Below are 14128 nucleotides of genomic sequence, written 5' to 3' on the forward strand. Positions count from 1 at the left end.
GGGTGCAATCCTTATTTCACGGCGCCGAAGGTGAGACCACGCACGAGCTGCTTCTGGCTGAACCAGCCCAGGATCAGGATCGGCGCGATCGCCATGGTCGAGGCGGCGGAGAGCTTGGCGTAGAAGAGCCCCTCGGGCGACGAGTAGCTGGCGATGAAGGCGGTGAGCGGCGCGGAATTCGCGGCGGTCAGGTTCAGCGTCCAGAACGCCTCGTTCCAGGCGAGGATGATGTTCAGAAGCAGCGTCGAGGCGATGCCCGGCACGGCCATCGGCGTCAGCACGTGGATGATCTCGGAGCTGAGCGTCGCCCCGTCCATCCGCGCCGCTTCCAGGATCTCGGACGGGATCTCCTTGAAGTAGGTGTAAAGCATCCAGACCACGATCGGCAGGTTCATCAGCGTCAGCACCACGACCAGCAGCGTGCGGCTGTCCAGCGTGCCGGTGTCGCGGGCGATCAGGTAGATCGGCACCAGCACGCCCACGGCCGGCATCATCTTGGTGGACAGCATCCACATCAGCACGTCCTTGGTCCGCTTGCCCGGCACGAAGGCCATCGACCAGGCGGCCGGGATCGCGATGACCAGCGCCAGAAGCGTCGAGCCGACCGAGATGATGACCGAGTTCATGAAGTGGCTGAAGTAGTCCGACCGCGCCTGCACGGTGGTGTAGTTCTCGAAGGTCCAGTCGAAGAACAGGAACTTCGGCGGGCTGGCGATGGCGTCGCCCTCGGTCTTGAACGAGGTCAGGATCGTCCAGAGGATCGGGAAGAAGATCAGGAAGGCGATGGTCCAGGCGATGACCGTGACGATCGCCTTGCGGCTGGTGGTGACTTGGCGCGCCATGGCTCAGGCCTCCAGATTCTTGCCGATCATCCGCATCAGGAAGATCGCGACGATATTGGCGAGGATGACGGCGACGATGCCGCCGGCGCTGCCCAGACCCACGTCGAACTGCAGAAGCGACTGGGCGTAGACGAGGTAGGTCAGGTTGGTCGAGGCCGTGCCCGGACCGCCGTTGGTGGTCACGAGGATTTCCGCGAAGACCGACAGCAGGAAGATGGTCTGGATCAGGATCACCACGGTCGCCGCGCGTGCGAGGTGCGGCAGCATGATGTGGAAGAAGCGCCGCACCGGGCCCGCGCCGTCCATCTCGGCCGCTTCCAGCTGTTCCGAGTCCAAGGACTGCAGCGCGGTCAGCAGGATCAGCGTCGCGAAGGGCAGCCATTGCCAGGCGACGATCAGGATGATCGAGAACAGCGGTGCCTGGGCGAGCCAGTCGAAGGGCTGCAGGCCGAGGCTCTTGGCGATCCAGGCGAAGAGCCCGTTGACCGGGTTCATCATCATGTTCTTCCAGACCAGCGCCGAGACGGTGGGCATCACGAAGAACGGCGCGATGACCAGGACACGGGCCACCCCCTGCCCCCACATCGGCTGATCCAGCAGCAGCGCCAGAAGGATGCCGCCGACCGTGGTGATCAAGAGCACGCCCAGCACCAGCACCAGCGTGTTGATCAGCGCCGGCCAGAAGGCGGGGTCGGTAAAGAAGTAGTGATAATTCTCGAAGCCGACGAACGGGTTGTCACCCGGCATCAGCAGGTTGTAGCGCAGTGTCGAGAACCAGATTGTCATGCCCAGCGGCACGATCATCCACAGAAACAGCAGGATGACGGCGGGGGAGATCATCAGGCGCCCGGCGGCGCGCGAAGCTTGCGTGGCCATGCGGCACATCCCTTTTGCGATGGGCCGTCCGGGGAGGCAGACGATCCTTGAAGAGAGTTGGGGCGGGTTTCACCCGGGTCCCCGGGGTCGCGGTCGGGACGGGGCCCGCAGGCCCCGCCCCTTCGCTTGGGAGGGTCGTTACTTGATGTAGCCCGCGCGGGTCATTTCCCGCGTGGTCAGCTGCTGGGCCGAGGCCAGCGCCTGGTCGGCCTTCACCGTGCCGGCAAGCGCGGCCGAGAACTGCTGGCCGACCGCCGTGCCGATCGCCTGGAACTCGGGGATCGAGACGAACTGGGCGCCGGTGTAGGGGATCTCCTGATCCGAGGGCTTGTCGGTGTTGACCGCGTTGATCGACTTGATGGTCAGGTCGGCGAAGGGCGCGGCCTTCGCGTAGTCCGCGTTCTCGTAAAGCGAGGTGCGGGTGCCCGGCGGCACGTTGGCGATGCCCTCTTCAGAGGCCACGAGCGTGGTGTATTCCTTCGAGGTCGCCCAGGCGACGAAGGCCTTGGCCGCGTCCTGCTTCTTCGACCCCGACGGGATCGCGAGGTTCCAGGACCACAGCCAGTTGCCGTGGTTCTGGCCGCCCTCGCGCACTGGGAAGGGTGCGAAGCCGACCTTGTCGGCGACCTGGCTGTCCTTCGGGTTGGTGACGAACGAAGCCGCGACCGTCGCGTCCATCCACATGCCGCACTTGCCGGTCTGGAACAGCGCGAGGTTTTCGTTGAAGCCGTTCGACGAGGCGCCGGGCGGGCCGTACTTGGTCATCAGCTCGAGATAGGTGTCGAGCGTCGTCTTCCACTCCGGGCTGTCGAACTGCGGCTTCCAGTCCATGTCGAACCAGCGCGCGCCTTCCGAGTTGGCCATCGCGGTGATGAAGGCCATGTTCTCGCCCCAGCCGGCCTTGCCGCGCAGGCAGATCCCGTAGACCTCGCCGGCCTTGTCGGTCATCTTCTCGGCGGCTTCCTTGATGAAGGCCCAGGTCGGCGTCTCGGGCATGGTCAGCCCGGCCTTCTCCATCAGGTCCTTGCGATACATGATCATCGCCGACTCGCCGTAGAAGGGCGCGGCGTAGAGCGTGCCATCGACCGACAGCGCCTTCTGCAGGGCCGGCAGGATGTCGTCCGCGTCATAGCCCTCGGGCATGTCCTTCAGCGGCACCAGCCAGTTCTGCTTGGCCCAGATCGGCACTTCGTAGTTGCCGATGGTCAGCACGTCGTACTGGCCGCCGCCGGTGGCGATGTCGGTGGTCACGCGCTGGCGCAGGACGTTCTCTTCCAGCGTCACCCACTCGACCTTGATGTCGGGATGCGCCTTGTTGAACTCGCCCATCAGCCCCTGCATGCGGATCATGTCGCCGTTGTTCACGGTCGCGACGGTGATCGTCTCGGCATTGGCGGCGGCAGCGATCGCGCCAATGGCACAGGCGCCCATCAGGGCGCGAATCGTCATCTTCATCAGTAACCCTCCCAAGGTCAGCTGGAGCTCGTGCTCGCGTGAGCAATTGCCCGACTGGTGAGTAAATATTCGATTAAAGGCGCAAAGCTGTCAACGGGATTCTATGCCGCTCAGTTAGCGGGCGGTTTCAGTAAAGCAATGCTTCCGCGGTGGGCTCGTCGGTGACGAGCCCGTTGACGATGCGCCCGGTCAGGGCGGCACGGATCGCCGCAACCTTGTTGGCCCCGGCCGCGATCCCGACCACCGGGCCGGGCCGGTTCGGGGCGATGCGGACGCCCCCCATCCGCGCGCTGATCGCGGCATCGAGATAGCGTCCCTCGCCGTCGAAGATGTTGCCGGTGACCTCGCCGGCGGCGCCCTGCGCCTGCACCTCGGCCAGTTCGGCCCGGGTGATGAACCCGTCGCGATAAAGCGGTGCATCGGTGCCCATCTGGCCGATCCCCACGAAGCAGACATCGGCCTGCGCCGCCAGATCCAGCACCGCGCGCACCGGGCGCAACGCGTGGAAGGCGTCACGCTCGGCCTTGGTTTCGGAAATCACCGGCACCGGCATCGGGTAGTGCGGCGCGCCCAGCTTGTCGGCGATGCGCATCAGCACGTCGAAGAAGCTGGCAGAGCCGTCGGGGGCGATGTTGCCGATCAGCGAGACGATGCGGTGCCGGTCGCAGGGCTGCGGCTGCAGCTCGTCCGCCATCCAGCGCAGCGCCCGCCCGGTGCCGACCGCGATCACCTGCGGCTCGGGCCGCGACAGGTAGCGCTCGAAGACCGCCGCGGCGATGCCGCCCACCGCGCGGGCGGCGTCGCCCGTGCCCACCGCCGGGGCGACGCGGCATTCCAGCAGGCCGAAACGGCGGGCGATCTCGGCCTCGAGCCGCAGGCAGGCGCCGATCCGATGGTCGAGCCGCACGCGGATCAGCCCCTCGGACATGGCGCGGCTGATCAGCCGCTGCACCCGCTGGCGCGAGACGCCCAGTTCGGTCGCGATCTGGTCCTGCGTCATACCGGCGACATAGGAGAGCCAGCCCGCCCGCGCGGCCTCGTCGAGCGTCGTCACCTCGGTGTCGGTCCGGCTCATGCCCCCACCCTCCCCTCAAGTCGCGGTTCAATCTGGAAGATCTCGCCAAGGCTTGCAAACCTCAGCTCGGGGCGCGCCGCCTCGGGCTCGTCCTCGAGCGGCCCGGCCAGATGGCTGCCGCCGGTGAAGCGCCAGGCCCGCATCCCCGCCGCACGCGCCGCCATCAGCCCCATCAAGCTGTCCTCGATCACCAGCGCCCGGTCCGGAGCGACCCCCATCCGCTCGGCCGCCAGCAGGAACAGGTCGGGCGCGGGCTTGCCCTGCGCGACCATGCCCGAGGTGAAGAGCCGCCCCCCCGCGGCGCCGCCCACCAACGCATCGAGCCCCGCGATCGCCAGCGAGCGTTCGGCCCGCGGCAGGCTCGACGAGGTCGCCACGCACCAGGGACGCCCCATCGCCGCCAGCACCCGGCCCGCGTCGCGCATCGGCGCGAGCCCGGTCTCGAAGGCGGCCAGCAGCCGGGCGCGATACTCGGCCTCGAAGGTTTCGGGCAGGTCGATGCCGAAATCGGCGCGGATCACCTTCAGCACCGTCGGATAGCTGCGCCCCAGGAAATGCCGCGCCACATAGGCCAGGTCGATCGCCACGCCGCGCGGCGCCAGCGTCTCGACCAGCATGCGGGCACTGATGATCTCGCTGTCGATCAGCACCCCGTCGCAGTCGAAGATCACCAGATCGGGGCAGTCACGTCGCATTTCGCATCCTCCGTGCCCCCTCATGCCCCATTCCCGCAACCGGCGGAAGTCCGCCCGCGCGCCGATGGAACCGAGGCGGTCGCAAAAGCTTCACCCGGGTGTCACACTTGATGCGACGGTGCCGAGACAATACACCGGCAGGAACGGCCTTCCGTCCAGAAGGCGAAATTTAGGAGATGGCATGCGCATCGCAGTTCTCGGCGGCGACGGGTTCGTCGGTTGGCCCACCACCCTGCACCTGTCGAACCTCGGTCACGAGGTTCATATCGTCGACAACCTCTCGCGCCGCTGGATCGATACCGAGCTGGGCGTCCAGTCGCTGACGCCGATGGACTCGATCCAGGAACGCTGCCGGATCTGGCAGAAGGAAACCGGCCACAAGCTGCATTTCCACCTGATCGACCTGCGCGAATACGACCGGATCAAGGGCTTCCTGCTGGAGCACAAGCCCGACGCGATCATCCACTTCGCCGAGCAGCGCGCCGCGCCCTATTCGATGAAATCGGACCGCCACAAGGTCTACACGGTCAACAACAACGTCAACGCCACGCACAACCTGCTGGCGGCGCTGGTCGAAACCGGCTGCGATGCGCATCTGGTGCACCTGGGCACGATGGGCGTCTACGGCTATTCCTCGGTCGGCGCGCCGATCCCGGAAGGCTATCTGGACGTAGAGATCGACACCCCCACCGGCAAGAAGGGTCAGCAGATCCTCTATCCGACGAAGCCGGGCTCGGTCTATCACATGACCAAGTCGCTCGATCAGATCCTCTTCCAGTTCTACGCCCAGAACGACGGGCTGCGGATCACCGACCTGCATCAGGGCATCGTCTGGGGCACCCATACCGACCAGACCCGCCGGCACGAGCAACTGATCAACCGCTTCGACTATGACGGCGACTACGGCACCGTGCTGAACCGCTTCCTGATCCAGGCCGCGATCGGCTATCCGCTGACCGTGCACGGCACCGGCGGGCAGACCCGCGCCTTCATCCACATCCAGGACTGCGTGCGCTGCATCGAACTGGCGCTGTCGGATGCGCCGAAGGCCGGCGACCGGGTGAAGATCTTCAACCAGATGACGGAAACGCACCGCGTCCGCGATCTCGCCCAGCTGGTCGCCAAGCTGACCGGGGCCGAGGTGAAGATGCTGCCGAACCCGCGCAAGGAAGCGGCCGAGAACGACCTGATCGTGAACAACGACCAGTTCCTGTCGCTGGGCCTGAACCCGACGACGCTGGCCGATGGCCTGCTGGCCGAGGTGGTGGACGTCGCGAAGAAATACGCCCACCGCATCGACCGCAGCCGCGTCCCCGCCGTGTCCGCCTGGACCAAGGACATCGCGCAGCGCGTCGATCACGACCCCGAGGGCAAGCGGCTGAAGTCCGTCTCGTGACCCCGACGCTGCCGCACGGCCTGACGGCGGACCGCCCGGCGCGGTCCGCCTTCGCCTATGTGACGCTCGTCACCAATCCGGACTATGCCACGGGCGCCAAGGCGCTCCTGCGCTCGATCGTCTGGACCGGGACCAAGGCCGATCTCGTCGTCCTGCACACAGACGTGGCGGCCGAGCATCTTGCGCCGCTCGCAGAGATCGGCGCCCGTCTCGTGCAGGTCGAGCTGCTGCCGACGACCGAAGAGTTCAACGAGGCGCATGCCCGCGAGGCGCTGCATGCCCGCGCGGCCTTCACCAAGGGCGACAAGCCGCCCTTCCACACGCCCTTGGACAATTTCGCCAAGCTGCGGCTGTGGCAGCTCGACTACGAGCGGGTGGTGTTCCTCGACGCCGACACGCTGATGCTGCGCAACACCGACGTGCTGTTCCAGTATCCCGAATTCTGCGCCGCGCCGAATGTCTACGAAAGCGTGGCCGACTTCCACCGCATGAACTCGGGCGTGTTCACCGCCCGCCCCTCGCTCGACACGTTCGAGGCGATGCTGGAGGCGCTCGACTATCCCGGCGCCTTCTGGCGGCGCACCGACCAGACCTTCCTCGAGCATTTCTTCCCTGACTGGCACGGGCTGCCGGTCTTCTACAACATGTTGCAATACGTCTGGTTCGCGATGCCCGAGCTCTGGAACTGGGGCGCGATCCACGTCCTGCACTTCCAGTACGAGAAGCCCTGGCAGGCCCACCGCAAGGTCGAAAAGCTCGCGCCGCTGATCGAGCTGTGGAAGTCCTTCCACGATCACGGCCGCCCGCACTGGCCGATCGACAGCCTGCCGCCGCCGGGCCTCGATTTCGTCGAATGAGGATCGCGCTCACCGGCGCCACAGGCCTCGTGGGCCGGTTCATCGAGGCCGGCGCCCGCGCCGCCGGGCACGAGGTCACACGCCTGACACGCCGCCCCGGCCCGGGCGATTTGACCTTCGATCTGTCCTCGCCGCCCCCAGCCCTCGGGGACCATGACGCGCTGATCCACTGCGCCTTCGACCATATCCCGGGCCGCTACCGCGGCGGCGAGGGCGAGGATCCCGAAGGCTTCGCCCGGCGCAACCGCGACGGCTCGCTGCGGCTCTTCGAGGTTGGCCGAGCCGCGGGGATCGGCGCCGCAATCTTCCTGTCGACCCGTGCCGTCTACGGCGACTACGCGCCCGGAACCCTGCTGACCGAAGACCTTACCCTCAGACCCGACACGCTCTACGGGCAGGTCAAGGCAGAGGTCGAGGCGGGTCTGCACGCCCTCGCCGCCCCCGGCTTCGCGCCCTCAAGCCTGCGCGCGACCGGCGTCTACGGCCCCGGCCCCGGCCACAAGTGGCAGGGACTGTTCGCCGACTATCGCGCGGGGCGGCCGATACCGCCGCGCGTCGCGACCGAGGTGCATGGCGCCGATGTCGCCACCGCCTGCCTCGCGCTGATCAGTGCGCAGGCCACCGGCGCCTTCAACTGCTCGGACCTCACGCTCGACCAGCACGACCTCTTGGCCGAGGTGCAGCGCCTGACCGGCTGCCCGCACGACCCGCCGCCCCGGGCAGACGCCTCGAAGGTGAATGCGATGGACTGCACACGGCTGAAAGACCTCGGCTGGCACCCCGGCGGCTGGGACCGCCTGCGCGCCGACCTGCCGGCGATGCTCTAGCGGCACCCCGTCAGCCGATGATGCGTCAGCAGATGCGGGGCAGCTGCTCGCCCACCAGCATGTCGACGATCCGGCTGCCCCCGAACAGAGTGCGCATCGTGACCATGCCCGGATGCGCCGCGACGGCCCGCCCGACGATGCAGGCGCCCTGCCCCTCGGGCCGGGTCCGCATCGCCGCCACCGCCGCCTCGGCCTGATCCGGCGGCACGAAGACCACCAGCCGCCCCTCGTTCGCGAGATACAGCGGATCGAGGCCGAGGATCTCGCAGACCCCCTTCACCTCGTCGCGCAGCGGCAGCGCATCCTCGTCGATCTCGATCCCCACGCCCGCCGCGCCCGCGATCTCGTTCAGCGCCGCGGCGAGCCCGCCGCGCGTCGCATCCCGCGCCGCCCGCGCCCCCGGCGCCGCCTCCAGCACCGCCGCCATCAGATGGCCCAGCGCCGCGCAATCGCTCTCGATGTCGGTCGACAAAGCCATGTCGCCCCGCGCGGCCAGGATCGACGCGCCGTGGTCGCCAAGCACGCCATTGACGATCGCGACATCCCCCGGCCGCACCAACTCGGCCCGCATCTCACGTCCCGGCGGGATCACGCCCACGCCCGAGGTCGTGACGAACACCCCGTCGCCCTTGCCGCGCCCGACGACCTTGGTGTCGCCGGTGACGATCCGCACTCCCGCCGCCTCGGCCTCCCGCTGCATCGAGGCCGCGATCCGGCGCAGAAGCGCGATCTCGGTCCCCTCCTCGATGATGAAGGCGGCGGACAGCCAGAGCGGCCGCGCGCCGCCGACGACGAGGTCGTTCACCGTGCCGCAGACCGCGATCTTGCCGATGTCCCCGCCCGGGAACTCGAGCGGCGTCACCACGAAGCTGTCGGTGGTGAACGCCAGCCGCGCCCCCGGCTCCGCCAGCGCCGCATCTGCAAGCCGTGCCTGATCCTCCATCCCCTCGGGCCGGAAGACGGCCGCGAACACTTCGGAGATCAGATCGCGCATCGCCTTGCCGCCGCCGCCATGCGCGAGCGTCACCCTGTCATCCCTGAGCATTGTCCTGCTTTCTTACTGGCCCAAATATCCCGGGGGTCCGGGGGCAGCGCCCCCGGCCTACTCCGCCGCTACCCCGCGTGCGCCGCCATATTGCCAGTAGGCCGCGCAGGCCCCTTCCGAGGACACCATCAGCGCCCCCAGCGGCATCTCGGGCGTGCAGCCGCGGCCGAACTGCGGACAGGCGGTGGGCTTGATCCGGCCGGTCATCACCGCCCCACAGGCACAGTCCTCGGGCTCCTCGACGACGCGCCGCGCGGCGCCGTAGCCGATGCCGAATTTCTCCTCGGCATCGAAGGCACGATAGCCCGCCCGGATCCGCAGCCCCGAGGCGTCGATCTCGCCCAAGCCCCGCCATTCGAAGCTCGGACGCCGCTCGTAGACATCGGCGATCGCGGCCAGCGAGACCGCGTTGCCATGCTCGGGCACGACGCGGGCATACTGGTTCTCGACCTCGGCCCGGCCCTCAGCGATCTGGCGCAGCACCATCAGCACCGATTGCAGCAGGTCCGTCGGCTCGAACCCCGCGACGACAATCGGCTTGCCGTAGTCGGCGGCAATGAAGTCGTAGGGATGCACCCCGATCACCATCGACACATGCCCGGGCCCGACGAAGCCGTCCAGCACCATGTGCGGATCGTCGAGCAGCGCTCGGATGGGTTCCGGCACGGTGATGTGGTTGCAGAAGACCGAGAAATTCTCCAGCCCCTCGCGCGCGGCCTGCTGGATCGCCAGCGCCGTCGAGGGCGTCGTCGTCTCGAACCCCAGCCCGAAGAACACCACCTCGCGCCCCGGGTTGCGCCGCGCCAGTTCCAACGCATCCAACGGCGAATAGACCATGCGGATGTCCGCGCCCTCGGCCTTGGCCTGCAGCAGCGATTTCCGCGTCCCCGGCACCCGCATCGCGTCGCCGAAGGTGGTGAAGATCACCTCCGGCCGCTCGGCGATCTCGATGCATTCGTCGACGCGCGCGCGCGGCAGCACGCAGACCGGGCAGCCGGGGCCGTGGATGAACTCGATCCCCTCATGCACCAGCCGGTCGAGCCCGTAGCGGAAGATCGCATGGGTGTGCCCGCCGCAGATCTCCATGATGTGCACCGGCTTCTCGCGGGTCGCGCCGATCCGGTCGGCGACAGCCGCGATCTCGGCCAGAAGCGCGCGGGCCAGCCTCGGGTCGCGGAATTCGCTCGCGTATTTCATGCCCGCTCCTCCAGCGCCGCGTCGCCCGCCGCCATCGCCTCCAAAGCCTCCTGCGCCTCGCCCAGATCCTGCAGCGCCTGCAGGGTCTTCGCGGCCTCTTCCGCATCGATCCGCGCCATGGCGAAGCCGACGTGGATCAGCGCCCATTCGCCCAGCAGCCCGGCAAGCGGCCCCTCGGCGATGCAGGCCACGTTGACCTCGCGCCGCACGCCCGAAACCTCGGCGATCGCCATCAGGCGGGCCTCGTCTGTGATGGCCACGATCCGTCCCGGAATTCCCAGACACATCTCAGTCGTCCTCCCCCTCGTCACTCTCCGCCACAGCGGCCGCCCGGCCCGCCGGCACGATCCCGTAGCGCTCCAGCTTGGCGCGCAGCCCCACCCGGCTCAGCCCCAGCTCGGCCGCGGCCCGGCTCTTGTTCCAGCGATGCCGCGCCAGCGTCTCGCGCAGGATCCGCATCTCGACCAGCTCGACCCGGTCCTTCAGCGTGCCCTCGGCAGTCAGCACCGCCTCGGCCGAGCGGTCGGCCCCGGCCTCGCCCGGCGGCGCCTGCAGGATCGGGCGCGAGATCAGCTCGGCCCCCAGCGCCGTTCCTTGCGCGAAGATCAGCATCCGCGTCACCTCGTTGCGCAGCTCGCGCAGGTTCCCCGGCCAGTCGTAGTTTTCAAGGAATTCCAGCGCCGCCTCGTCGAAGCCATGCACCTTCTTGCCGTGCTGGCGCGCGGCCTCGAACAGGTGGTGGCTGGCCAGCAGCGCCACGTCGCCGGGTCGCGCGCGCAGCGGCGGCAGCCGCAGCTCGGCCAGCGCCAGCGCATAGTAAAGATCGGCCCGGAACCGCCCCTCGGCCACCAGCGCCCGCAGGTCCTGCACCGCGCCCACGATCAGCCGCAGGTTCGTGGTCAGCGTCTCGGACCCGCCGAGCGGCTGGAAGGCCCCGTCCTCGACCAGCCGCATCAGCGCCATCTGCATCCGGGGCGAGAACCCGTCGACCCCGTTCAGGTAAAGCGTGCCGCGGTCGGCCTTCTGCGCAAGGCCGATCTTCGTGGTCTGCACCCCGGCCAGCGCCCCGCGCTTGGCGCCGAACAGCTCGATCTCGATCAGCTCGTCGGTGAGCCCGGTGCAGTTCAGCGCATAGAACGGCCGGTCCGAGCGCAGCGAGATGTAATGCATCGCCCGCGCCAGCGCCTCTTTCCCGGTGCCGGTCTCGCCCTGGATCAGCGCCGGCACGTCGAAGCTCGCGAACTGCCGCGCGGCATCGAGCACGGCGTTCACCGGCGAATTCGGCGCGCGCAGGATCTGCTCGAACCCCATCCCCTCGCGCAGGGCGCGGCGGCGCTTTTCCAGCTTGCTCTCGGCCGTGGCCGTCAGCATCCGCATCTCGAGCGCCATCCGCTCGTTCTCGCGCGCCAGCTGGAACAGCTTCACCGCATTGCGCGCCGCGATCATCAGCTGGTCGGGATGCCAGGGCTTGGTGATGAACTGGTAGATGCCGCCCTCGTTGATCGCGGCGACCATGTCGGCGGTGTCGGTATAGCCGGTGATGACGATGCGCACCGTCTCGGGCCAGCGCTCGCGCACCTCGGTCAGCAGGTCGACGCCCGTGCGTCCCGGCATCCGCTGGTCGCAGAAGATCACCTGCACCCAGTCCTCTTCCAGCACCGTCAGCGCCGCCTCGGCCGAGCCTGCGGTCAGGATCTCGAACTCGTCCTCGAGCGCGAGCCGCATCGCCGTTAGCGAATGCGGCTCGTCATCGACGAGCAGGATCGAGGGGCGCGAGGGCGCGGCGGCCATCACTCGGCCGCCCGCGGATGGGCCTTCGCGGCCAGACCGCCGCGCAGCCAACCCAGCCAGTCCGCCATCCCCTCGCCGGTCTTCGCAGAGACGCGCAGGATCGCGATGGCCGGGTTCACGCGGCGCAGGTTGGCCTCGTACGCCGCCAGATCCGCCTCGCAGGCTGCGGCCAGATCGACCTTGTTGATCAGCGCGAGCCGCGCCGCGGTGAACATGTCGGGGTATTTCAGCGGCTTGTCCTCGCCTTCCGTCACCGACAGGATCGCGACCTTCGCATCCTCGCCCAGATCGAAGGCCGCGGGACAGACAAGGTTGCCAACATTCTCGATGAACAGCAGGCTCTCGGGCCGCGGGCGCAGCGTGTCGATCGCATGGCCGACCATATGCGCATCCAGATGGCAGCCCTTGCCGGTGTTCACCTGCAGCGCCCGCGCCCCGGTCGCCCGGATCCGGTCGGCATCGAGCGCGGTCTGCTGGTCGCCCTCGATCACCGCCAGCGGCGCGTCGTGCAGCTCGCGGATCGTGCGGCACAGAAGCGTGGTCTTGCCAGAGCCGGGCGAGGAGACGAGATTGACCGCAAAGGCCCCCAGCGCCGCCAGCAGCCGGCGGTTCTCCGCGGCATAGCCGTCGTTCTTCGACAGGATCGCGGTCTCGACCTCGATCAGCCGCGACTGGCTCATGCCGGGGACCGAGGTGCCCGCGGCGCCGGTGCCGTAATGGGTGTCGCCGTGGTGCGGATGGTGGTGATGGTGACCGCAGCCGCAGCCATGACCATGCGTATGGTCATGGTCATGGTCATGCCCGTGGTCATGGTGATGATGGTGCCCGTGGCCGTGCTCATGCCCGTGCCCCTCGACGCTCGCCGTCCCGCATCCGCACACCGTGCACATCACGCCACCTCCATGTCCTTGATCCGCATCTCGTCGCCCCCTTCGGGCATCAGCCGCCTGCCGCCGCACTCCGGGCAGGGCGCCAGCCTGTCGTCGATCTCGACGCGCCCCATGCAGTCGAAGCACAGCGCGCGCCCCGGCAGGTCGATCATCTCGACCGCCGCCCCTTCCGCGACCGAGCCGCGCAGCACCACCTCCAGCGCGAAATCCAGCGCCGGCTTCTCGACCCCGGCGAAGCGCCCGATCTCCAGCCGCAGCCGGGTGACCGCCGCGAAACCGTGGCGGCGATGCTGGTCCTCGATCACGCCGCGGATGCCCTCGGCCAGCGACATCTCATGCATGGCCCGCCTCCGCCGCGAAGCGCACCGGCACGCAGGGATCGAACAGCGTCACCACCAGCGCCCTGTCGCGCGGCGGCGTCGTGGCCAGGGCCTGCTCCAGCGGCCCGCCGGGCGCTGCCATGTCATCGGTCGGCGTGCGCCGTTCCAGCCCCGTCACCCGTCCCTCCGTCACCTCGGCCCGCAGACGATAGGCACCGCGGGCGGAAGGCGCAAAGGCTTCGCCCGGCGCCAGCCGGCGCGCAGGAACCATGCGGCCCGCCAGCACCGCCTCGATGTCCAGCAGCCGGCCCATCGCGCGCCAGAGCGGCCCCTGCCCCTCGGCCGCGGCGATCTCGCGCATCACCGTCACCCCGGCATGGCGCCCGGCCGCGGAATTGTCATGCCCCTCGGAACAGGCGGTGCCCCGCCCGAAGCGCGCCTGAAGCGCTGCGACCAGCGGCGCCGCGCCCTCGCCCGCCAGCAGCCATCGGTCCAGATCGCGGCGCGAGGCCGGGCAACCGCGCCCCGCCCCGAAGATCGCCGCCCGCGCCACGCGTGGATCATCCCAGCCCTCGGGCAGCGCCGCGCCGGGCAGGCCCATCGCCCGCGGCCACAGCACAAGAAGCCGCGCGAGGTGATCGCGCAGGATCTCGCGGTTCAGCGCCGCGCCCGCGCCCTCTGGCAGGGTCAGGCCCAGCGCCAGCAGCACCGCCACCGCCTGCGTCTGGCGGCACAGCGCGAAGATCCGCGGCAGGATCTCGACGGCCTCGGCCACCGGCCGGCCGAAGACCAGCGCCGCGACCGGCACCGCCGGCCCCGCGCGCACCCGTCCGCCCGCGTCGATGCAAAGCCCGCCGTCCAT

15 protein-coding genes are annotated in these 14128 nt (G+C 68.9%); 3 read left to right on the top strand and 12 right to left on the bottom strand.

What is annotated here, in order from left to right:
• Positions 1-11: 11 nt before the first annotated feature.
• The 5 genes from V8J36_RS01015 to V8J36_RS01035 all read right to left on the bottom strand — a co-directional run bounded on the left by V8J36_RS01015 (position 12) and on the right by V8J36_RS01035 (position 4943).
• A complete protein-coding gene (locus tag V8J36_RS01015) occupies positions 12-842 on the bottom strand; it encodes a carbohydrate ABC transporter permease (protein ID WP_336465390.1) in 831 nt (276 codons plus the stop codon).
• A gap of 3 nt (positions 843-845) precedes the next feature.
• Positions 846-1718 (bottom strand): carbohydrate ABC transporter permease, encoded by an 873-nt coding sequence (locus tag V8J36_RS01020; RefSeq protein ID WP_336465391.1) that lies wholly within the window; start codon positions 1716-1718, stop codon positions 846-848.
• Between the two features lie 138 nt (positions 1719-1856).
• Entirely contained in the window at positions 1857-3173 is a 1317-nt protein-coding gene (locus V8J36_RS01025; protein ID WP_336465392.1) for an ABC transporter substrate-binding protein, read from the bottom strand.
• A 127-nt stretch (positions 3174-3300) separates the two neighbouring features.
• On the bottom strand, positions 3301-4248 hold the full coding sequence (locus V8J36_RS01030) for a sugar-binding transcriptional regulator (protein WP_336465393.1): 948 nt from the start codon (positions 4246-4248) through the stop codon (positions 3301-3303).
• Positions 4245-4943, bottom strand: coding sequence for an HAD family hydrolase (locus V8J36_RS01035; protein ID WP_336465394.1), 699 nt, complete (start codon positions 4941-4943; stop codon positions 4245-4247). Before V8J36_RS01035 ends, V8J36_RS01030 begins: the two co-directional genes overlap by 4 nt.
• Positions 4944-5124: 181 nt before the next feature.
• On the opposite strand from V8J36_RS01035, the gene V8J36_RS01040 reads away from it, so the two are divergent.
• The 3 genes from V8J36_RS01040 to V8J36_RS01050 are packed head-to-tail and all read left to right on the top strand — an operon-like array spanning position 5125 to position 8023.
• A complete protein-coding gene (locus V8J36_RS01040) occupies positions 5125-6339 on the top strand; it encodes an NAD-dependent epimerase/dehydratase family protein (protein WP_336465395.1) in 1215 nt (404 codons plus the stop codon).
• Positions 6336-7196, top strand: a complete 861-nt coding sequence (locus V8J36_RS01045; RefSeq protein ID WP_336465396.1) for a glycosyltransferase family 8 protein — start codon at positions 6336-6338, stop codon at positions 7194-7196. The genes V8J36_RS01040 and V8J36_RS01045 overlap by 4 nt, the downstream gene beginning before the upstream one ends.
• Entirely contained in the window at positions 7193-8023 is an 831-nt protein-coding gene (locus tag V8J36_RS01050; protein ID WP_336465397.1) for an NAD-dependent epimerase/dehydratase family protein, read from the top strand. The genes V8J36_RS01045 and V8J36_RS01050 overlap by 4 nt, the downstream gene beginning before the upstream one ends.
• A gap of 25 nt (positions 8024-8048) precedes the next feature.
• On the opposite strand, the gene hypE is transcribed toward V8J36_RS01050, so the two are convergent.
• From hypE to V8J36_RS01085, 7 genes are read right to left on the bottom strand one after another with little or no spacing between them, the layout of a single operon-like run.
• The gene (gene hypE / locus V8J36_RS01055) at positions 8049-9068 is read right to left on the bottom strand and encodes a hydrogenase expression/formation protein HypE (protein ID WP_336465398.1); all 1020 of its coding nucleotides are present in this window, start codon (positions 9066-9068) and stop codon (positions 8049-8051) included.
• 57 nt (positions 9069-9125) lie between these two features.
• Entirely contained in the window at positions 9126-10265 is a 1140-nt protein-coding gene (gene hypD / locus V8J36_RS01060) for a hydrogenase formation protein HypD (RefSeq protein WP_336465399.1), read from the bottom strand.
• Positions 10262-10552, bottom strand: coding sequence for a HypC/HybG/HupF family hydrogenase formation chaperone (gene hypC, locus V8J36_RS01065; RefSeq protein WP_336465400.1), 291 nt, complete (start codon positions 10550-10552; stop codon positions 10262-10264). Before hypC ends, hypD begins: the two co-directional genes overlap by 4 nt.
• A 1-nt stretch (position 10553) precedes the next feature.
• Positions 10554-12056: a sigma-54-dependent transcriptional regulator gene (locus V8J36_RS01070; protein WP_336465401.1), complete on the bottom strand. Its 1503-nt coding sequence runs from the start codon at positions 12054-12056 to the stop codon at positions 10554-10556.
• Entirely contained in the window at positions 12056-12946 is an 891-nt protein-coding gene (gene hypB / locus V8J36_RS01075; RefSeq protein WP_336465402.1) for a hydrogenase nickel incorporation protein HypB, read from the bottom strand. Before hypB ends, V8J36_RS01070 begins: the two co-directional genes overlap by 1 nt.
• A complete protein-coding gene (gene hypA / locus V8J36_RS01080) occupies positions 12946-13287 on the bottom strand; it encodes a hydrogenase maturation nickel metallochaperone HypA (protein ID WP_336465403.1) in 342 nt (113 codons plus the stop codon). The genes hypB and hypA overlap by 1 nt, the downstream gene beginning before the upstream one ends.
• Positions 13280-14128 carry a hydrogenase expression/formation protein HupK gene (locus V8J36_RS01085; protein WP_336465404.1) on the bottom strand — a complete coding sequence of 283 codons (849 nt, stop codon included), beginning with the start codon at positions 14126-14128 and terminating at the stop codon, positions 13280-13282. Before V8J36_RS01085 ends, hypA begins: the two co-directional genes overlap by 8 nt.

Origin of the sequence: Frigidibacter sp. MR17.14 (assembly GCF_037095735.1) — a bacterium.
Classification (GTDB): Bacteria; Pseudomonadota; Alphaproteobacteria; order Rhodobacterales; family Rhodobacteraceae; genus Frigidibacter.